This is a genomic window from Variovorax raffinosi, assembly GCF_051216615.1.
In the GTDB taxonomy this organism is placed as follows: domain Bacteria; phylum Pseudomonadota; class Gammaproteobacteria; order Burkholderiales; family Burkholderiaceae_C; genus Variovorax.
In genome coordinates this window covers 584,895-605,075 of record NZ_JBPJZR010000002.1, presented here as the reverse complement: position 1 = coordinate 605,075, position 20,181 = coordinate 584,895, and the positions used below count along the sequence as shown (strand labels likewise).

General features: G+C 63.7%; 19 protein-coding genes and 4 tRNA genes. 22 read left to right on the top strand and 1 reads right to left on the bottom strand.

Features of this window, described 5'->3' with window-relative positions; genetic code table 11:
* Positions 1–67 precede the first annotated feature (67 nt).
* Positions 68–1,552: a MocR-like pyridoxine biosynthesis transcription factor PdxR gene (pdxR, locus tag ACSFB7_RS08880; RefSeq protein WP_435469097.1), complete on the top strand. Its 1,485-nt coding sequence runs from the start codon at positions 68–70 to the stop codon at positions 1,550–1,552.
* Positions 1,553–1,987: 435 nt separating this feature from the next.
* Positions 1,988–2,653, top strand: coding sequence for an HAD family hydrolase (locus tag ACSFB7_RS08875; RefSeq protein WP_435469955.1), 666 nt, complete (start codon positions 1,988–1,990; stop codon positions 2,651–2,653).
* 17 nt (positions 2,654–2,670) lie between these two features.
* Here ACSFB7_RS08875 and ACSFB7_RS08870 read toward each other — a convergent pair whose 3' ends face one another.
* On the bottom strand, positions 2,671–3,288 hold the full coding sequence (locus ACSFB7_RS08870) for a chalcone isomerase family protein (protein ID WP_435469095.1): 618 nt from the start codon (positions 3,286–3,288) through the stop codon (positions 2,671–2,673).
* A 346-nt stretch (positions 3,289–3,634) separates the two neighbouring features.
* On the opposite strand from ACSFB7_RS08870, the gene trpE reads away from it, so the two are divergent.
* From trpE to rpoB, 20 genes are all read left to right on the top strand, one after another.
* Positions 3,635–5,137, top strand: coding sequence for an anthranilate synthase component I (trpE, locus tag ACSFB7_RS08865; RefSeq protein WP_435469093.1), 1,503 nt, complete (start codon positions 3,635–3,637; stop codon positions 5,135–5,137).
* Entirely contained in the window at positions 5,134–5,526 is a 393-nt protein-coding gene (locus tag ACSFB7_RS08860) for a GxxExxY protein (protein ID WP_435469091.1), read from the top strand. The genes trpE and ACSFB7_RS08860 overlap by 4 nt, the downstream gene beginning before the upstream one ends.
* Positions 5,523–6,107 (top strand): aminodeoxychorismate/anthranilate synthase component II, encoded by a 585-nt coding sequence (locus ACSFB7_RS08855; RefSeq protein WP_435469089.1) that lies wholly within the window; start codon positions 5,523–5,525, stop codon positions 6,105–6,107. The genes ACSFB7_RS08860 and ACSFB7_RS08855 overlap by 4 nt, the downstream gene beginning before the upstream one ends.
* Positions 6,108–6,113: 6 nt before the next feature.
* The gene (ltaE, locus tag ACSFB7_RS08850) at positions 6,114–7,175 is read left to right on the top strand and encodes a low-specificity L-threonine aldolase (protein WP_435469087.1); all 1,062 of its coding nucleotides are present in this window, start codon (positions 6,114–6,116) and stop codon (positions 7,173–7,175) included.
* A gap of 15 nt (positions 7,176–7,190) precedes the next feature.
* Entirely contained in the window at positions 7,191–7,853 is a 663-nt protein-coding gene (locus ACSFB7_RS08845; protein ID WP_435469085.1) for a LysE family translocator, read from the top strand.
* Between the two features lie 21 nt (positions 7,854–7,874).
* Positions 7,875–8,897 (top strand): anthranilate phosphoribosyltransferase, encoded by a 1,023-nt coding sequence (trpD, locus tag ACSFB7_RS08840; RefSeq protein WP_435469083.1) that lies wholly within the window; start codon positions 7,875–7,877, stop codon positions 8,895–8,897.
* A gap of 29 nt (positions 8,898–8,926) precedes the next feature.
* The gene (trpC, locus tag ACSFB7_RS08835) at positions 8,927–9,727 is read left to right on the top strand and encodes an indole-3-glycerol phosphate synthase TrpC (RefSeq protein WP_435469081.1); all 801 of its coding nucleotides are present in this window, start codon (positions 8,927–8,929) and stop codon (positions 9,725–9,727) included.
* Entirely contained in the window at positions 9,724–10,431 is a 708-nt protein-coding gene (locus ACSFB7_RS08830; protein WP_435469079.1) for a uracil-DNA glycosylase, read from the top strand. The genes trpC and ACSFB7_RS08830 overlap by 4 nt, the downstream gene beginning before the upstream one ends.
* 104 nt (positions 10,432–10,535) lie before the next feature.
* Positions 10,536–10,621, top strand: a tRNA-Tyr gene (locus ACSFB7_RS08825).
* A gap of 65 nt (positions 10,622–10,686) precedes the next feature.
* Positions 10,687–10,760: transfer RNA gene (locus ACSFB7_RS08820), tRNA-Gly, on the top strand.
* A gap of 41 nt (positions 10,761–10,801) precedes the next feature.
* Positions 10,802–10,876: transfer RNA gene (locus tag ACSFB7_RS08815), tRNA-Thr, on the top strand.
* Positions 10,877–10,949: 73 nt separating this feature from the next.
* Positions 10,950–12,143, top strand: a complete 1,194-nt coding sequence (gene tuf, locus ACSFB7_RS08810) for an elongation factor Tu (RefSeq protein ID WP_013539103.1) — start codon at positions 10,950–10,952, stop codon at positions 12,141–12,143.
* A 21-nt stretch (positions 12,144–12,164) separates the two neighbouring features.
* Positions 12,165–12,240 (top strand) — tRNA-Trp (locus ACSFB7_RS08805).
* Positions 12,241–12,342: 102 nt separating this feature from the next.
* The gene (secE, locus tag ACSFB7_RS08800) at positions 12,343–12,726 is read left to right on the top strand and encodes a preprotein translocase subunit SecE (RefSeq protein WP_187113693.1); all 384 of its coding nucleotides are present in this window, start codon (positions 12,343–12,345) and stop codon (positions 12,724–12,726) included.
* Between the two features lie 3 nt (positions 12,727–12,729).
* A complete protein-coding gene (gene nusG, locus ACSFB7_RS08795) occupies positions 12,730–13,332 on the top strand; it encodes a transcription termination/antitermination protein NusG (RefSeq protein WP_124460247.1) in 603 nt (200 codons plus the stop codon).
* Positions 13,333–13,467: 135 nt separating this feature from the next.
* Positions 13,468–13,899, top strand: coding sequence for a 50S ribosomal protein L11 (gene rplK, locus ACSFB7_RS08790; protein ID WP_187113694.1), 432 nt, complete (start codon positions 13,468–13,470; stop codon positions 13,897–13,899).
* On the top strand, positions 13,900–14,598 hold the full coding sequence (gene rplA, locus ACSFB7_RS08785) for a 50S ribosomal protein L1 (RefSeq protein ID WP_435469075.1): 699 nt from the start codon (positions 13,900–13,902) through the stop codon (positions 14,596–14,598).
* A gap of 253 nt (positions 14,599–14,851) precedes the next feature.
* Entirely contained in the window at positions 14,852–15,388 is a 537-nt protein-coding gene (rplJ, locus tag ACSFB7_RS08780; protein ID WP_176659880.1) for a 50S ribosomal protein L10, read from the top strand.
* A 43-nt stretch (positions 15,389–15,431) separates the two neighbouring features.
* The gene (rplL, locus tag ACSFB7_RS08775; protein WP_435469073.1) at positions 15,432–15,809 is read left to right on the top strand and encodes a 50S ribosomal protein L7/L12; all 378 of its coding nucleotides are present in this window, start codon (positions 15,432–15,434) and stop codon (positions 15,807–15,809) included.
* Between the two features lie 250 nt (positions 15,810–16,059).
* Positions 16,060–20,172: a DNA-directed RNA polymerase subunit beta gene (rpoB, locus tag ACSFB7_RS08770; RefSeq protein ID WP_435469071.1), complete on the top strand. Its 4,113-nt coding sequence runs from the start codon at positions 16,060–16,062 to the stop codon at positions 20,170–20,172.
* Positions 20,173–20,181 lie beyond the last annotated feature (9 nt).

Genomic DNA, 20,181 nt, shown 5'->3' with positions numbered 1-20,181 from the left:
CCCACGACCTTAGACACCCGGTGGCATCATGCATAGACCCACCAAAACAAGGATCGATGGAGCCACCATGGACTACAGCGCACTGCTCGCCGCCTTCGCGCGTGAAGACCCGCAGGGCCCCGCGACCCGGCAGCATCGCCTGTACGCCTGCCTCCGGTGGGCGATCCTCGGCGGAAAGATCGGCGAAGGGGCGCGGCTCCCGTCCACGCGAACCCTGGCCGAGCAACTCGGCATGGCCCGCAACTCCGTGCTCTATGCCTACGAACACCTGAGCGCGGAAGGATTCCTGGTCGGCTCCCGCCATGGCACCCGTGTTGCGCGCGTTGGACTCGCAAGCGGCACGGGCACCACCGCGCACGACGCGACGCGCGCGCCCGCAGCGCCGCTGGCACGCCGTGCGATGGCCCTGCAGGGCGAGCAGGACGACGCGAACCGGTCGCTGCCCTTGTGGCCAGGCATGCCGGCACTGGACGAATTTCCGCTGGCCGCCTGGCGGCGCTGCATGGAGCGGGCCTGGCACCAGGCCGATGCCCGGCAGTTGGGCTATGCGCCCGTGCAGGGCTACCTGCCGCTGCGACAGGCGATTGCGCAGTACCTGCGCGTGTCGCGAGGCGTGCGCTGCGAGGCGGAGCAGGTCTTCATTTCAGACGGGTCCCAGGGGAGCCTGGAACTGTGCGCCCGCACGCTGGCCGATGCGGGCGACACGGTGTGGATCGAGAACCCCGGCTACCCGGGCGCCCGCGCCGCGTTCCAGGCGGCCGACCTCCGGCTGGTCCCCATCGGCGTCGACAGCGAAGGCCTGGCACCTCATGCAGAGGATTGGCGCGCGACGCCGCCTCGCCTGATCTACATCACGCCTTCGCACCAGTACCCGCTGGGCGCCATGATGAGCCTGGAGCGACGGCTGGCGCTGATCCGGCAGGCGCGCGAGGCTGGCGCGTGGCTGATCGAAGACGACTACGACAGCGAGTTCCGAAGCGCGGGCGTTCCGTTGTCGGCCGTGCAGGGACTGGATGCGAACGCGCCGGTGATCTACGTCGGCACATTCAGCAAGACGCTGTTCCCCGCGCTTCGCCTGGGCTTCATGGTCGTGCCTGCCGCGGTGGCTCCGGCATTGCTGTCCACCATCTCCGCCGCTGGAATGCGCGGGCGGCTCGCGGAACAGATCGCGTTGGCGGACTTCATCGAAAGCGGCCAGTTCACGCTGCACCTGCGCCGCATGCGGCAGCTCTATGCCGGGCGCCGCGAGGCATTGCAGGCGGCGCTGCAGCGGCACCTTCACGGGGTCGTCACCGTTTCTGGCGGTGCGGGTGGCATGCATTTGTCGGTGCGGCTCGAAGCGCCTGTTGCCGATGTGGTCGTCAGCCGCGCAGCGCGCGCTCAAGGGTTGGGCCTGCGGCCGTTGAGTCCGTTCTGTCTTCCGGGTACGGCGGGGACGCACTACAACGGGTTCGTGCTCGGTTATGCGGGATTGCCGCCCGAGCGGGCCGACGAACTCGTTGGGCGCATGGCCAGGGTCATTGAACAGGTGGAGAAAACTGGCGGGCGTTGAGCCGCCCGTTTGCGCAGCAATTTCAGAACGCCATGAGGCGGTCTTTCATGCGGCGCCGCTCCCAAGGGAAAACTCTGGGGACAGTTTTGGCACAAGGCTGCGGTTATCCACAGTTGGATCGGCGGCCCTGAAGTTGTTCTCTTTTCAAGTCGTCCCCGAAAGCACAGGTGCCCACAGTGGTGCAGGCATGACAAGTTGTTGTCAGCCAAGGGGAAATGCACGCTGTCCACAGGAGGGGTTTACCCCTATCTACTACTACTAACTTAATTAAGAAGAATTAATAGAGAAGCAGTGCGGGGGGCCGGACGCGATCGAGCGCGGTCTGCGGCTCTGTTAAGTTGACGGACAGTTTTTCAACTCTGTTTGTGTGTCTTGAACTCTTCCAGCTTCGACCTCTCCCGCTTCGACGCCGCCATCGTCGACCTCGACGGCACCATGGTCGACACGCTCGGCGATTTCGCCGCGTCGCTCAACCGCATGCTTGACGATCTCTCGCTGCCTCACGTCGCGCCGGCCGCCATCGAAGTGATGGTGGGCAAGGGTTCGGAGCACCTGATTCTTTCCGCGCTCATGCATGTGATGACGCCTGCCGGCGCCACGCCCTCGGCCACCGAAACGGGCGCGCTGAAGGCGAAGGCCGAGGCGCTGTTCGACCGCGCCTGGGAGCGCTACCAGCACCACTACCTGGCCATCAACGGCCAGCATTCCGCGGTGTACCCGGGCGTGATCGCAGGACTGAATGCGCTGCGTGCGCGCGGCCTTCGGTTGGCCTGCCTTACCAACAAGCCGACCTCGTTCGCCAAGCCGCTGCTGGCTGCGAAGGGGCTCGACGGTTTCTTCGAACTGGTGTTCGGTGGCGATGCCTTCGAGCGCAAGAAGCCCGATCCGCTGCCACTGTTGAAGACCTGTGAGGCGCTGGGCACGGTGCCGGCGCGAACGCTGATGGTCGGCGACTCGAGCAACGACGCGCGTGCCGCACGCGCGGCGGGTTGCCCGGTGGTGCTGGTCAGCTATGGCTACAACCACGGCGAGCCGGTGCGCGGCGTGGATGCGGACGGCTTCGTGGATTCGCTGGCTGAACTCTCGGCGACTGCGGTTTAAAGAAAAGGGGCGGGCGCCTACTGTTTGCCGAGCAGCGCGTCCTTCAGTTTCCAGTCGGCCGGGTTCGGGCCCAGCCAGATGCGCAGCAGCGCATTGAAGAAGGCCGGCTCCTTCACCGGATCGGGCTGCGCCACGCCGCGCACGGTGATCACCGTGCCAGTGCCCGGCAGCCAGTCGATGGTGAAGGTGTCGCCGGTCTTGAGCTGTTTCTGGTCCGCGAACATCTGCCCCATGCGCAGCAGGCCCGGGATCAGGTTGACCATTTCGCTCTTGGGCGAGTTCTCTTCCACCCCCTTGGTGAAGAGCTTGCCGAGTTCGTTGGCGTCGATGTCGCGCAGCATCGTGATGGCCACGCGCTTGGGGCCCGGCGTGGCCAATGCCTCTTCGGTCGTCGACACCTTCTTGCCCACGTACAGCCCGGCCGTGTAGACCTTGAAGATGGCCTTGTAGCGAATGCCCGCGCCGTTCAGCACCAAGGGGCTGCCGCGCAGATCCATGCGGTCTTCGAGCTTGACGCCGGCGACGTCGACCTGTGCGGCCGAGGCGCCGAGCGCGCTGGCAAGGCAGGCCAGCACGGCCAGGCGAGAGAACGCGGAGAAAGGGGAGAACACGATCGGGAACGAGAGTGCGAGCAAGTGAGCCTCCTGGAATTTGCGAACGGTCGTGCGAATGTATCTTTTCGTTTTATGACCCCGTCCCCGGAGGAACCCTGAAGCTGGCCCAAGATGGCTTCTGTTGCACGCCCGCGCGTTTTCGTGGGCTAAACTCGGCCTTCCATGTTCGTTCATCACATCAATCAAACAGGTGAAGGCAGCCGGGGAGCCTGGCCCTGGCGTCGCCATACATCGCTGACTGTTTGATTGCACGGCGCACGCCGTGCGCCCGCGGTTCCGAGTCGACGCACACCACGACGCCGGACCACCCGTGAATGACCTTGTCACCGGCCAAAGGAGCGCCGGGCGGCAATTGGAGAACGAATCCGTGATCACCGAACTTGAATTCAAGAGCCTCAGCGCCCAGGGCTACAACCGTATTCCGCTGATGGCCGAGGCCTTTGCCGACCTCGAAACGCCTCTTTCCCTTTACCTCAAGCTGGCCCATTCGCAGGGCGGCGGCAAGCACAGCTTCCTGCTCGAATCCGTAGTGGGCGGCGAGCGCTTCGGCCGCTACAGCTTCATCGGATTGCCCGCCCGCACGCTGCTGTGCGCCACCGGCTTCGGCGCCGACGCCAAGACCGAAGTGGTGACCGATGGCCAGGTGGTTGAAACCGCCGCCGGCAACCCGCTCGACTTTGTCGCGGCCTACCAGAAGCGCTTCAAGGTCGCACTGCGGCCCGGCCTGCCGCGTTTCTGCGGCGGCCTTGCCGGCTACTTCGGCTACGACACCGTGCGCCACATCGAGCGCAAGCTCGAAAAGAGCTGTCCGCCCGATGCGCTGGGCTGCCCCGACATCCTGCTGCTGCAGTGCGAGGAACTGGCCGTCATCGACAACCTCTCGGGCAAGCTCTACCTGATCGTCTATGCCGATCCGAAGCAGCCCGAGGCCTATGCCGTGGGCAAACGCCGCCTGCGCGAGCTGAAGGAAAAGCTCAAGTACTCGGTGAGCGCGCCCGTCGTGAAGCCCACGCAGCCGCATCCGCCCGAGCGCAGCTTTGCCAAGGCCGACTACATCGCGGCCGTCGAGCGTGCCAAGGAAATGATCGCCGCCGGCGACTTCATGCAGGTGCAGGTGGGCCAGCGCATCAGCAAGCGCTACACCGAGTCGCCGCTGTCGCTGTACCGCGCGCTGCGTTCGCTGAATCCGTCGCCCTACATGTACTACTACAACCTGGGCGATTTCCACGTGGTGGGCGCATCGCCCGAGATCCTGGTGCGCCAGGAGAACACGGACGACGGCGAACAGAAGATCACCATCCGCCCGCTGGCCGGCACGCGTCCGCGCGGCGCGTCGCTCGAACTCGACAAGGCGGCCGAGGTGGAACTCATCAACGACCCGAAGGAGCGCGCCGAGCACGTCATGCTGATCGACCTCGCGCGCAACGACATCGGCCGCATCGCCAAGACCGGCACCGTCAAGGTGACGGAAGCCTTCGCGGTTGAACGCTACAGCCATGTGATGCACATCGTGAGCAACGTCGAAGGCACGCTGAAGGACGGCATGACCGCCATCGACGTGCTCAAGGCCACGTTCCCCGCGGGCACGCTGACCGGCGCGCCCAAGGTGCATGCGATGGAACTCATCGACCAGTTGGAGCCCACCAAGCGCGGCCTCTACGGCGGCGCCTGCGGCTACATCAGCTACGCGGGCGACATGGATGTGGCCATCGCGATCCGCACCGGCATCGTGAAAGACCAGATGTTGCACGTGCAAGCGGCAGCCGGCGTGGTCGCCGACTCGGTGCCCGAGCTGGAATGGAAAGAAACAGAGGCCAAGGCGCGCGCACTTCTGCGCGCCGCCGAACTGGTCGAGGAAGGCCTGGAATGAGCACCGCACCCGATATTCAGAACGACTTTTCGCACGAGATCATCGGCGCCGCCGTCGAGGTGCAGCGCGTGCTCGGCACGGGGCTCGACGAGGGCGCCTACGCCGCCGCGCTGGCCATCGAACTCGCCGAGCGCGAGATCGGCTTCACGCGCGACGTGGCGCTGTCGGCCACCTACAAGGGCCGCTCGCTGGGCGAGGTATACCGTGCGGGCTTCGTGATCGAGCAGTCGGTCATCGTCGAGCTCAAGGCGGTCGATGTGCTGACCGACCTGCATCGTTCGCAGGTGCTGGCCGCGCTGCGGCTGTCGGGCCTCAAGCTGGGCCTGCTGATCAACTTCAACGTCTTTCCCGTGGTGAAGGGCGTGCACCGGATTGTGAGCAAGCCATGAAACTGCTGATGATCGACAACTACGACAGCTTCACCTACAACATCGTCCAGTACTTCGGCGAGCTGGGTGCGGATGTGCAGGTGCATCGCAACGACGAGATCACGGTGGCGCAGATCGGCGAGCTGATCGCCTCGGGTGTCACGCGGCTCGTGGTGTCTCCAGGGCCTTGCTCGCCGGCGGAAGCGGGTGTGTCGGTGGCGGCCATCGAGGCCTTCGCGGGCAAGCTGCCCATTCTTGGCGTGTGCCTGGGCCACCAGGCCATCGGCGCGGCCTTCGGCGGAAAGATCGTGCGCGCACAGCAACTGATGCATGGCAAGACCAGCGAGATCACGACCACGCAAGAGGGCGTGTTCGCGCGGCTGCCCGAGAAGTTCATCGTCAACCGGTACCACTCGTTGTCGATCGAGCGCGAGAGCTGCCCGAAGGCACTGGCTGTCACCGCGTGGACCGACGATGGCGAGATCATGGGCGTGCGGCACACCGGGTTTGCGCATGACGTGCGCATCGAAGGCGTGCAGTTTCATCCTGAATCGATCCTCACCGAGCACGGCCACGCCATGCTCAAGAACTTCCTGGACTGACCCACCATGACCGATCGCACCTCTCCTCTCGTCGACCTGCGCAGCGACACCGTCACGCAACCCACGCCCGCGATGCGCGAGGCCATGATGGCCGCGCCGCTGGGCGACGACGTCTTCGGCACCGACCCGAGCGTCAACGCGCTGCAGGAAAAGATCGCCGCGCTGCTGGGCTTCGAGGCGGCGCTGTTCGTGCCGACCGGCACGCAGAGCAACCTGTGCGCGATCCTGTCGCACTGCGGTCGCGGCGACGAATACATCGTGGGCCAGCAGGCGCATTGCTACCGCTGGGAAGGCGGCGGCGCGGCGGTGTTCGGCAGCGTGCAGCCGCAGCCGCTTGACCATGCGCCCGACGGCACGCTGCCGCTCGCGCAGATCGAAGCGGCCATCAAGCCCGACGACGCGCACTTCGCGCGCACGAAGCTGCTGGCGCTGGAGAACACGCTGGGCGGCAAGCTGCTGCCGTTCGACTACGTGCAGGCCGCGACCGATCTTGCGAAAAGCAAGGGGCTGCAGCGGCACCTGGACGGCGCGCGCCTCTTCAATGCCGCAACGGCGCAGGCCGCGCAGAACAAGCGCAGCGACATCCGCGCGGAAGCACGCCGCATCGCGCAGTGCTTCGACAGCGTGTCGGTCTGCTTCAGCAAGGGCCTGGGCGCGCCCATCGGCTCGGCACTGGTCGGTTCGCGCGAGTTCATCGCGCGGGCGCATCGCATCCGCAAGATGGCCGGCGGCGGCATGCGTCAGGCAGGCCTGTTGGCGGCCGCGGCTTCGCATGCGCTCGACCACCATGTCGATCGCCTGGCGGACGACCATGCGCTGGCGCAGCGTCTGGCACAGGGGCTCGAAGGCATCGAAGGCCTGACGGTCGAAGCGCCGCACACGAACATCGTCTTCGCCGACCTCACGGGTGCGGCGCAGGCGCGTTCGTCGGAGCTGATCGCGAGCCTCAACCAGCAGGGCATTCTTGCGACGGGGCTGTATCGCCTGCGCTTCGTGACGCATCTCGATGTGGATGCGGCCGGTGTCGACCGCGCCGTAGCCGCGATTCGCGGCTTCTTCAACGCCTGACCCACGGGAGCCACGATGCCTGATCTTCCGCATCTGCTCGCCTTCATCGCCGCCGGCTGGCTGCTGAACCTGACGCCGGGGCCTGACGTGCTCTACGTCGTGACGAACTCGCTGCGCTCCGGCGTGCGCGCAGGCATCGTGGCCGGGCTCGGCATCACGGCCGGCTGCTTCGTTCACATCTTTGCCGCGGCAGTGGGCGTCGGCACCCTGATGGCGACTTCCGCGACGGCCTTCACCGTGCTCAAGTACATCGGCGCCGCCTACCTGCTCTACCTCGGCGTGCGCATGGTGCTTTCGCGTGCCAAGCCGCCTGCCGATCTCGATGCGGCGGCGGCCGCAGTGGGCGGGGAGCGCAGCCTCAAGGCGATCTTTCTCGGCGGCTTCTGGACCAACGTGCTCAACCCCAAGGTGGCGTTGTTCTTCCTGGCCTTCGTGCCGCAGTTCATTGCCCCTGCTGCCGACAACAAGGCGCTGTACTTCGTGCTGCTGGGCGTGTTGTTCAACCTCAACGCGATCCCGGTCAACGTGGGATGGGCGCTGGCAGCGGGCTGGATGGCGCATCGCGGCGCCGTGCAGAAGGGCATGCACTGGCTCGACCGCGTGGCCGGCGTCCTGTTCATCGGCTTCGGCCTCAAGCTCGCGTTCACCGACGCGCCGGCCGTTCGCATCGGCCACTGACACCTACCGAGGAGACTCCCCATGATCACCCCCCAGGAAGCGCTGCAGCGCACCATCGAGCACCGCGAAGTCTTCCACGACGAGATGCTGCACATCGTGCGGCTCATCATGAGCGGCGAGTGTTCGCCCGTGATGATGGCCGCGCTGATCACCGGCCTGCGTGTGAAGAAGGAAACCATCGGCGAGATCACCGCTGCCGCGCAGGTCATGCGCGAGGTGTCGACCAAGGTGCCCGTCAAGGACACCACGAATCTGGTGGACATCGTCGGCACCGGTGGCGACGGTTCGCACACCTTCAACATCTCGACCTGCTCGATGTTCGTTGCGGCCGCGGCGGGCGCAAAGGTCAGTAAGCACGGCGGGCGCAGCGTGTCGAGCAAGTCGGGCAGTGCCGACGTGCTGGAGGCGCTGGGCGTCAACATCAACCTGAAGCCCGAGCAGATCGCGCGCTCCATCGAGCAGGTCGGCATCGGCTTCATGTTCGCGCCGAACCACCATCCCGCGATGAAAAATGTCGCGCCGGTGCGCAAGGAGCTGGGCATCAAGACCATCTTCAACATCCTCGGGCCGCTGACCAACCCGGCGGGCGCACCGAACATCCTGATGGGCGTGTTCCACGCCGACCTCGTGGGCATCCAGGTGCGTGCGCTGCAGCGGCTCGGCACCGAGCATGCAATGGTTGTCTATGGGCGCGACGGCATGGACGAGATTTCACTCGGCGGCGCCACCCTGGTGGGCGAGCTGAAGGACGGCGAGATTCGTGAGTACGAGTTGCACCCCGAGGACTTCGGCTTCGCGATGTCGAGCAACCGCGCGTTGCGCGTGGAAACGCCAGAGCAGTCGAAGGCGATGCTGCTGGGCGTGCTCGACAACCAGGCCGGCCCCGCGCTCGACATCGTGCTGCTCAACGCCGGCGCGGCGCTGTATGCGGCGAACGTGGTCGATTCGGTGGCGGCGGGCGTGGATCGCTCGCGTGCAGTCGTGGCCTCCGGTGCTGCGAAAGCCAAGCTGGCGGAGCTGGTCAAAGCCTCCGCGACCGTCTGATCCGAGAAAACCCGAAAGCAGAACAAGCCATGTCAGACATCCTCGACAAGATCGTTGCCGTCAAGCGCCAGGAGATTGCGGCTGCGCAGAAGCGTGCGTCGCTCGAAGCTGTTCGCTTCGACGCCGAAAGCCGCGTGCTCACGCGTGACTTCGAAGCCGCGCTGCGCGCGAAGATCACGGCCGGCCACGCCGCCGTGATCGCCGAAGTCAAGAAGGCCAGCCCGAGCAAGGGCGTGCTGCGTGAAGACTTCATTCCGGCGGACATCGCGCAAAGCTATGCGGAAGGCGATGGCGAGATCAGCGCGGCCTGCCTTTCGGTGCTGACCGACAAGCAGTTCTTTCAGGGCAGCGTGGACTATCTCAAGCAGGCGCGTGCTTCGTGCGACCTGCCGGTGCTGCGCAAGGACTTCATCGTCGATGCGTACCAGGTGTACGAGTCGCGCGCGATGGGTGCCGATGCCATCCTGCTGATCGCCGCGTGCCTGGACGATGCGCAGATGAAGGACTACGAAGCCATTGCGCGCGGACTGGGCATGGCGGTGCTGGTCGAGGTGCACGACGCGGCCGAACTCGACCGCGCGCTGAAGCTCAACACGGCGCTGGTCGGCGTCAACAATCGCAATCTGCGCAATTTCGAGGTGTCGATCCAGGCCACCATCGATCTGCTGCCCAGGCTGCCGGCCGACCGATTGCCAGTGACCGAATCGGGCATCGGCACGCGCGAAGACGTCGCCAAGCTGCGTGCGGCGGGCGTCAATGCCTTCCTGGTCGGCGAAGCGTTCATGCGTGCCAAGGAACCCGGCGAGGCCCTCGCTGCGTTGTTCAAATGAGCCGGCCCGATCAGCTGTCGAGCAGCGATCCTGCCGATTGGCCGGTGGCGCCGGGCTGGCAGCCGCTGGTCGATGAGTTCTTCGCTGGTGCGGTCGGGCAGAAATTGCAGGGGTTCCTGCGCGAGCGCCTCGATGCCGGTGCGGTGGTCTTTCCGCCGCAGCCGCTGCGGGCGCTGGAACTGACGCCGCCCGAGGACGTGCGCGTGGTCATCCTGGGCCAGGACCCGTACCACGGGCGCGGCCAGGCCGAAGGGCTGGCGTTCTCGGTGGCGCCCGGTGTGGCACTGCCGCCGTCGCTTCGAAATATCTTCAAAGAGCTGCAGCGCGACTTGGGCACGGCCCCGCCGCCGTTTCCCAATCCTGGCGGCAGCCTGGTGAAGTGGGCGACCCATGGCGTGCTGCTGCTCAACACCTGCCTGACGGTTGAAGAGGCCCAGCCGGCCAGTCATGCGGGACGTGGCTGGGAAGTGCTGACGGATGCCGTCATCCGGCGTGTTTCAGGCGGCGAGAAGCCTGTTGTTTTTATGCTATGGGGTTCGCATGCCCAGAGTAAGCGCGCGTTGATTGACGTTGGGCGCCATAAGGTGCTGATGTCGAATCATCCGTCGCCACTTTCGGCCTTGCGCCCGCCCGTGCCGTTCATCGGCTGTGGTCATTTTGGCGAAGCGCGTGCGTGGCGGGAGGCGCAGCAATCGCAGGGGTGAACTTGGGCGATAATCGGAGGCTCACCTTGAACGGTTCTTCCGCATCTTCTGGATGCTGAGGTTTCGGAGTAGTCACAAAATCGTGCTATATTTCGAGGTTCGCCGGAGAGGTGGCCGAGTGGTTAATGGCAGCAGACTGTAAATCTGCCCTCTTACGAGTACGCTGGTTCGAATCCAGCCCTCTCCACCAGCGATGAATTTGGTTTCTAAGAGCGATTGGATCTAGCGCTTTGGGTGCCTTGAAGTGCCCCCGATGCGGGAGTAGTTCAATGGTAGAACCCCAGCCTTCCAAGCTGATGACGCGGGTTCGATTCCCGTCTCCCGCTCCAGAGACCCGGTTCGGCGCCGGAAAGCGATTTGGTTAGATAAAGCCCTTTTGGCTCAGTGGTAGAGCACTCCCTTGGTAAGGGAGAGGTCGCGGGTCCGATTCCCGCAAAGGGCACCAGTTTTTGGGGGTTGCAACGGCAGCTTTGCAACCCATCTGCATACGTTGAAATCGTTTTTTTCGGAGTCGAAAAATGGCAAAAGGTAAATTCACCCGCACCAAGCCGCACGTGAACGTGGGCACGATCGGTCACGTTGACCACGGCAAGACCACGCTGACGGCTGCAATCGCAACCGTTCTGTCGGCCAAGTTTGGCGGCGAAGCCAAGGCTTACGACCAGATCGACGCAGCGCCTGAAGAAAAGGCTCGCGGCATCACGATCAACACCGCCCACGTCGAGTACGAAACGGCCAACCGCCACTACGCTCACGTCGACTGCCCCGGCCACGCTGACTATGTGAAGAACATGATCACCGGCGCCGCGCAGATGGACGGCGCGATCCTGGTGTGCTCGGCCGCTGACGGCCCGATGCCCCAGACGCGTGAACACATCCTGCTGGCTCGCCAGGTGGGTGTGGGTTACATCATCGTCTTCCTGAACAAGTGCGACATGGTCGACGACGCCGAACTGCTCGAGCTGGTCGAAATGGAGGTGCGCGAGCTGCTCGACAAGTACGAGTTCCCTGGCGACGACACCCCCATCATCCACGGCTCGGCCAAGCTCGCCCTGGAAGGCGACAAGGGCAAGCTGGGCGAAGAAGCCATCATGAAGCTGGCCGAAGCGCTGGACACGTACATCCCGACGCCTGAGCGCGCCGTGGACGGCACGTTCCTGATGCCCGTCGAAGACGTGTTCTCGATCTCGGGCCGCGGCACTGTTGTGACCGGCGCCGTCGAGCGTGGCGTGATCAAGGTCGGTGAAGAAATCGAGATCGTCGGCATCCGCCCGACCGTCAAGACCACCTGCACCGGCGTGGAAATGTTCCGCAAGCTGCTGGACCAAGGCCAGGCTGGCGACAACGTCGGCGTGCTGCTGCGCGGCACCAAGCGCGAAGAAGTCGAGCGCGGCCAAGTGCTGTGCAAGCCCGGCTCGATCAAGCCGCACGTGCACTTCACCGCCGAGGTGTATGTGCTGTCCAAGGACGAAGGTGGCCGTCACACGCCGTTCTTCAACAACTACCGTCCGCAGTTCTACTTCCGCACGACGGACGTGACCGGCGCGATCGAGCTGCCCAAGGACAAGGAAATGGTCATGCCTGGCGACAACGTCAGCATCACCGTCAAGCTGATCAACCCGATCGCGATGGAAGAAGGCCTGCGCTTCGCCATCCGTGAAGGCGGCCGTACCGTGGGTTCGGGCGTCGTGGCCAAGATCCTCGATATCTAAGCCAAGCGTAAAGAGTACCGGAGGGGTATAGCTCAATTGGCAGAGCGTCGGTCTCCAAAACCGAAGGTTGTAGGTTCGATTCCTACTGCCCCTGCCACCTAGGTGGCACCCCGAAAAAGCCCGTCGCGTCCCGACGGGCTTCGGCGTCTCAAGAGACGCATTGAATTGAAGGCCGAAAGGCACAGGAAATCAGCCAACCATGGCCACTTCTCAAATCGAAACCGTGAGCACCGGCGCAGACAAGGCCAAACTGGCCGTGGCTGTCGTGCTGGCCGTGGGCGCCATCGTGGCGTTCTACCTGCTCTCGCGCCAGGGCTCGCTGGTCCAGTGGGCGGCGCTGCTGGTCGGCTTGGCTGCTGCAGTGGGTGCTTTTGGCAGTTCGGAGAATGGCCGTCAGTTGTGGGCTTTTGGCCGCGACTCGTGGCGCGAGGTCAAGAAGGTCGTGTGGCCGACCCGCAAGGAAGCAATGCAGATGACGGCTTATGTGTTCGCCTTCGTGGCGATCATGTCCGTTTTCCTCTGGCTCACCGACAAGACGCTCGAATGGGTGTTTTTCGACCTCATTCTGGGCTGGAGAAAATAAGCAATGACCGACGACGTAGTTGAAACCACGCCAGAAGAGGAAAACACTCCGATTCTGGCCCCCGCTGCCAACCCTGACCTGCGTTGGTACGTGGTGCATGCCTATTCGGGCATGGAGAAGGCTGTCGAGCGCAACATCCTCGAGCGCATCAACCGCGCCGGCATGCAGGACAAGTTCGGCCGCATCCTGGTTCCGACCGAAGAAGTGGTCGAAATCAAGAACGGCCAGAAGCGCACCACCGAGCGCCGCTTCTTCCCGGGCTACGTGCTGGTCGAAATGATCATGGACGACGAAAGCTGGCACTTGGTGAAGCACACCAACAAGGTGACGGGCTTCGTGGGTGGTGCCAAGAATCGTCCGGCTCCGATCTCGCAAAAAGAGGTCGAAGACATCGTCAGCCAGATGCAGCAGGGCACCGAGAAGCCGCGTCACAAGGTGGAGTTCATCGTCGGCGAGTTCGTGCGCGTCAAGGAAGGCCCGTTCACGGACTTCAACGGCACCGTCGAAGACGTGAACTACGAGAAGAGCAAGGTGAGCGTGTCGGTCATGATCTTTGGCCGCTCCACTCCCGTCGAACTCGAATTCAGCCAGGTCGAAAAAACCTGAGCCCCGGGCCGCAAGGCCCGAACCCATTTCCGGCTGCGCGCTATCCGACTCGGTGCGCGGCCTTGATCGAAGAGTCGTTCAACCCCGGGGAGCTGCGGCGAAGGCCAAGGCGATATCACCCGCAAGGAGCAAAGCATGGCGAAAAAAATCGTCGGCTTCATCAAGCTGCAAGTCCCAGCTGGTAAGGCCAACCCGTCACCACCCATCGGTCCCGCACTGGGCCAGCGTGGTTTGAACATCATGGAGTTCTGCAAGGCGTTCAATGCGCAAACCCAAGGCGTCGAGCCGGGTCTGCCGCTGCCGGTGGTCATCACCGCGTTCGCTGACAAGAGCTTCACCTTCATCATCAAGACGCCCCCGGCGATCACCTTGATCAAGAAGGCCATCAAGCTGGACAAGGGTTCGGCCACGCCGCAATCCGTCAAGGTCGGCAAGATCACGCGCGCTCAGCTCGAAGAGATCGCCAAGGCCAAGATGAAGGATTTGACCGCTGCCGATCTGGATGCAGCTGTTCGCACCATCGCCGGCTCTGCCCGTTCGATGGGCGTGACTGTGGAGGGCGTGTAAATGTCCAAGATCACCAAGAAACAAAAGTCGCTCGAAGGCAAGGTCGACAGCAACAAGCTGTACGCCCTCGTTGACGCCATCGGTCTCGTGAAGGAAGCCGCCACCGCCAAGTTCGACGAATCGATCGACGTGGCCGTGCAACTCGGCATCGACGCGAAGAAGTCCGACCAGGTCGTGCGTGGCGCCGTCGTGCTGCCCAACGGCACCGGCAAGACCAAGCGCGTGGCTGTGTTCGCCCAAGGCGCCAAGGCTGAAGAAGCCAAGGCCGCCGGCGCCGACATCGTCGGCATGGACGACCTGGCTGCCATGGTCAAGGCTGGCGACATGCCTTTCGACGTCGTGATCGCCGCACCGGACGCCATGCGCGTCGTCGGTACGCTCGGTCAGATCCTCGGCCCGCGTGGCCTGATGCCTAACCCCAAGGTTGGCACGGTGACCCCGGACGTCGCCACGGCTGTGAAGAACGCCAAGGCTGGCCAGGTTCAGTTCCGCGTCGACAAGGCCGGCATCATCCACGGCACGATCGGCCGTCGCTCGTTCGACACCGACAAGCTGCAAGGCAACCTCGCCGCGCTGATCGACGCTCTGGTCAAGGCCAAGCCGGCGACCAGCAAGGGTGTGTACCTGCGCAAGGTGGCTGTGTCGTCGACCATGGGTCTGGGTGTCCGCGTGGACACGCAAACCATCTCGGCGAGCTAAAGAGATTTGCCCCGTCCGAAAGGACGGGGCGGATGTGGTGGGTCGCGGCAGCTTCGGTTGCCGCGAGCCATCCAAGACCGCTGGTGTGCAGGGCGCTGCACTTAATCGCCGGATCGATCCTTCCGGTATCCAGCGCAGATGGCGATCCCACTGCAAGGAATCAAGGAATTTGATTTTTTGTTCCTAACAGTTGGTCGCTGCATGAAGCGCGATCCGAGGCCCCGGCCGAAGATCGCATTAAAAGGAGTAGACCTTGAGTCTGAATCGCAGTGAGAAAGAAGCGGTCATCAGTGATGTGACCAGCCTCGCCGCTAAAGCTCAAACGCTCGTGATGGCGGAATACCGTGGCATCACGGTTGCCGATATGACCAAACTGCGCAGCGAAGCTCGCAGCAAGGGTGTGACCCTCAGCGTGTTGAAGAACACGCTGGCACGCCGTGCTGTCGCTGGTAGCGCATTTGAAGTCGTCGGCGACCAGATGACCGGTCCGCTGATCTACGGCTTTTCCGAAGACGCAGTGGCCGCCGCCAAGGTGGTGGCCGACTTCGCGAAGACCAACGACAAGTTGGTGATTCGCGGTGGCGCGTTTGGCGGCAAGGCCCTGGACGTCAACGGCGTGAAGCAACTGGCCAACATCCCTTCCAAGGAAGTGCTGCTGTCCCAATTGCTGGGCTTGATGCAATCCCCCGTTTCCCGTACGGCACGCGTTCTCGCGGCGCTGGCTGCGAAGCGTGGCGAAGGCGAAGCTGCACCCGTCGCCGATGCACCGGCAGAAGCGCAGGCCGCTTGAGCCTCGCGTTTGAAATATTCAACCCAATTGTTAGGAAACAAAAATGGCATTCGATAAAGACGCATTTCTGACCGCGCTCGACAGCATGACGGTCCTGGAACTCAACGACCTGGTGAAAGCCATCGAAGAGAAGTTCGGCGTGAGCGCCGCAGCAATGGCCGCTCCGGCCGGCGCTGGTGGTGGTGCCGCTGCTGCTGCAGTGGAAGAGCAAACCGAATTCAACGTCGTGCTGGCTGATGTCGGCGCGAACAAGGTGTCGGTCATCAAGGCTGTGCGCGAAATCACCGGCCTGGGCCTCAAGGAAGCCAAGGACCTGGTGGAAGCCGCTCCCAAGGCTGTCAAGGAAGGCCTGTCGAAGGCTGACGCTGAAGCCGCCAAGAAGAAGCTGGAAGAAGCTGGCGCCAAGGTGGAACTGAAGTAATTCAGTCCCCCTCGAGGGCTGGAGGCGTCTGCAAAGGCCCTCCAGCCTTTGGCGCTTTCAGAGCGCACTCAAAAGCCGACGTCGCGACGCGGTTTTTGAGTGTCTTCTGACCCCGACTGCAGAAGACCCCTTGGTTCGGGTGATGTGCAATGCATCACCGTCCGCCAACGGCTGGTAGTGGCCAGCCGCCAAGGAGTGGTGCATTTGCACGCGAACCAAGTCGCTGAAGATCTCAAGCTCCGGAGCTCTCATGGCCTATACCTACACAGAACGCAAGCGCATCCGAAAAAGTTTCGGCAACCGCGACAGCGTCGTCGAAATTCCCTACCTGCTGCAGATGCAGAAAGACGCGTACACCGCGTTCCTGCAAGCCGGCATCGCCCCCAAACAGCGCACCGTCGAAGGCCTGCAGGCCGCGTTCGACGCCGCTTTCCCGATCGTCTCGCACAACGGTTTTGTCGAGATGAAGTTCCTCGAGTACAACCTCGCGAAGCCGGCTTTCGACGTGCGTGAATGCCAGACCCGTGGTCTGACCTTCGCCTCGGCCGTGCGCGCCAAGGTCCAGCTCATCATCTATGACCGCGAGTCGTCGACGTCGCAGTCGAAGGTGGTCAAGGAAGTGAAGGAACAAGAGGTCTACATGGGCGAAGTGCCGCTCATGACCGACAAGGGTTCGTTCATCATCAACGGCACCGAGCGCGTGATCGTCTCGCAGCTGCACCGTTCGCCTGGCGTGTTCTTCGAACACGACAAGGGCAAGACGCACAGCTCGGGCAAGTTGCTGTTCTCGGCCCGCGTGATTCCTTACCGCGGCTCGTGGCTCGACTTCGAGTTCGACCCGAAGGACATGCTGTACTTCCGCGTGGACCGTCGCCGCAAGATGCCGGTCACGATCCTGCTGAAGGCCATCGGCCTGAACCCGGAATCGATCCTCGCGAACTTCTTCGTGAACGACAACTTCCGCCTGATGGACAGCGGCGCGCAGATGGAGTTCGTCTCCGAGCGCCTGCGCGGCGAAGTCGCGCGCTTCGACATCACCGACAAGTCGGGCAAGGTCGTGGTCGCCAAGGACAAGCGCGTCACCGCGCGCCACACGCGCGAGCTGGAACAAGGCGGCACCACGCACATCAGCGTGCCCGAAGACTTCCTGGTGGGCCGTGTCATTGCCCGCAACATCGTCGACGCCGACTCCGGTGAAATCCTGGCCAAGGCCAACGACGAGCTGACCGAAGCGCTGCTCAAGAAGCTGCGCACCTCGGGCGTGCAGGACATCCAGGTCATCTACACGAACGAACTGGATCAGGGCGCGTACATCTCGCAGACGCTGCGCATCGACGAAACCGTCGACGAGTTCGCAGCGCGCGTGGCCATCTACCGCATGATGCGCCCCGGCGAGCCGCCGACGGAAGACGCAGTGCAAGCGCTGTTCCAGCGCCTGTTCTACAACCCGGACACGTACGACCTGTCGCGCGTGGGCCGCATGAAGTTCAACGCCAAGGTCGGCCGCGACGAATCGACCGGCCCGATGGTGCTGACCAACGAAGACATCCTGGCCGTGGTCAAGATCCTCGTTGACCTGCGCAACGGCAACGGCGAAGTCGACGACATCGACCACCTGGGCAACCGCCGCGTGCGTTGCGTCGGCGAACTGGCCGAAAACCAGTACCGCACTGGCCTGGCCCGCATCGAGAAGGCCGTGAAGGAACGTCTGGGTCAAGCGGAGCAAGAGCCGCTGATGCCGCACGACCTGATCAACAGCAAGCCGATCTCGGCTGCGCTGAAGGAATTCTTCGGCGCTTCGCAGCTGTCGCAGTTCATGGACCAGACGAACCCGCTGTCCGAAATCACCCACAAGCGCCGCGTGTCGGCTCTTGGCCCGGGCGGTTTGACGCGTGAACGTGCAGGCTTCGAAGTGCGCGACGTGCACGTGACCCATTACGGCCGCGTGTGCCCGATCGAAACGCCAGAAGGCCCGAACATCGGTCTGATCAACTCGCTGGCCCTGTACGCCCGCCTGAACGAATACGGCTTCATCGAAACGCCGTACCGTCGCGTGGTCGACAGCAAGGTCACGATGGACATCGACTACCTGTCGGCCATCGAAGAAGGCAAGTACGTCATCGCCCAGGCCAATGCGGCCCTGGACAAGGACGGCGTGCTGACCGGCGACCTGGTCTCCGCGCGTGAAGCCGGCGAATCGATCCTGGTCGGTGCCGAACGCATCCAGTACATGGACGTGTCGCCCGCGCAGATCGTGTCGGTGGCTGCCTCGCTCGTGCCCTTCCTGGAGCACGACGATGCGAACCGCGCGTTGATGGGCGCCAACATGCAGCGTCAGGCCGTGCCTGTGCTGCGCCCCGAAAAGCCGATGGTCGGTACCGGTATCGAGCGCGTTTCCGCGGTCGACTCGGGCACCGTGGTCACGGCCACCCGTGGCGGTATCGTCGACTACGTCGATGCGACCCGCGTCGTGGTGCGCGTGAACGATGCCGAAGCGGCAGCCGGTGAAGTCGGTGTGGACATCTACAACCTGATCAAGTATCAGCGTTCGAACCAGAACACCAACATCCACCAACGCCCCATCGTCAAGCGCGGCGACAAGATCGCCAAGGGCGACGTGGTGGCTGACGGTGCATCGACCGACCTCGGCGAACTGGCCCTCGGCCAGAACATGCTGATCGCGTTCATGCCCTGGAACGGCTACAACTTCGAAGACTCGATCCTGATCTCGGAGCGCGTCGTCGCGGAAGACCGCTACACCTCGATCCACATCGAGGAACTGGTGGTGATGGCTCGCGACACCAAGCTCGGTGCCGAAGAAATCACGCGCGACATCCCGAACCTGGCCGAGCAGCAGCTCAACCGCCTCGACGAATCCGGCATCATTTATGTCGGCGCCGAAGTGCAGCCGGGCGACACGCTGGTGGGCAAGGTCACGCCGAAGGGCGAGACCACGCTGACGCCTGAAGAGAAGCTGCTTCGCGCCATCTTCGGCGAGAAGGCTTCCGACGTGAAGGACACCTCGCTGCGTGTGGATCAGGGCTCGCAAGGCACCGTGATCGACGTGCAGGTGTTCACCCGCGAAGGCATCACGCGCGACAAGCGCGCCCAGCAGATCATCGACGACGAACTCAAGCGCTTCCGCCTCGACCTGAACGACCAGCTTCGCATCGTCGAAGCCGACGCGTTCGACCGTATCGAGAAGCTGCTGACGGGCAAGGTCGCCAACGGCGGCCCGAACAAGCTGGCCAAGGGCACCAAGCTCGACAAGGCTTACCTGTCGTCGGTCGAGAAGTTCCACTGGTTCGACATCCGCCCGGCGGAAGACGAAGTGGCAACGCAGCTCGAGTCGATCAAGAACTCGCTGGAGCAGACGCGCCACAGCTTCGACCTCGCGTTCGAAGAAAAGCGCAAGAAGCTCACGCAGGGCGACGAGCTGCCCGCGGGCGTGCTCAAGATGGTCAAGGTCTACCTGGCCGTCAAGCGCCGCCTGCAACCGGGCGACAAGATGGCCGGCCGTCACGGCAACAAGGGTGTGGTGTCCAAGATCGTTCCGGTCGAAGACATGCCCCACATGGCCGACGGCACGCCGTGCGACATCTGCCTGAACCCGCTGGGCGTGCCCTCGCGGATGAACGTGGGCCAGGTTCTCGAAGTGCATCTGGGCTGGGCCGGCAAGGGCATCGGCCAGCGCATCGGTGACCTGCTGCAGCAGGAGGCCAAGGTGGCCGAGCTGCGCAAGTTCATGGAGCAGCTGTACAACGGCTCGGGTCGCAAGGAAGAGCTCAACCTGTTGAGCGACCCCGAGCTGCTCGCCATGGCAGCCAACCTGACGAACGGCGCCACGTTCGCCACGCCAGTGTTCGACGGCGCTTCGGAAGAAGAAATCCGCGGCATGCTGAAGCTCGCCTACCCGGACGACATCGCCAAGCTCAAGGGCCTGACCGATACGCGCACGCAGGCCTACCTGTTCGACGGCCGCACCGGCGACCAGTTCGATCGTCCGGTCACCGTGGGCTACATGCACTTCTTGAAGCTGCACCACTTGGTCGACGACAAGATGCACGCCCGCTCCACCGGCCCGTACTCGCTGGTCACGCAACAACCGCTGGGCGGCAAGGCCCAGTTCGGTGGCCAGCGCTTCGGTGAAATGGAAGTGTGGGCGCTGGAAGCCTACGGCGCCGCTTACGTGCTGCAGGAAATGCTGACCGTGAAGTCCGACGACGTGGTCGGCCGCACCAAGGTCTACGAGTCGATCGTCAAGGGCGAACACTCCATCGAAGCCGGCATGCCGGAATCGTTCAATGTGCTGGTCAAGGAAATCCGTTCCCTGGGCCTGGACATCGAACTCGAACGCTCATAAGCAGACAAG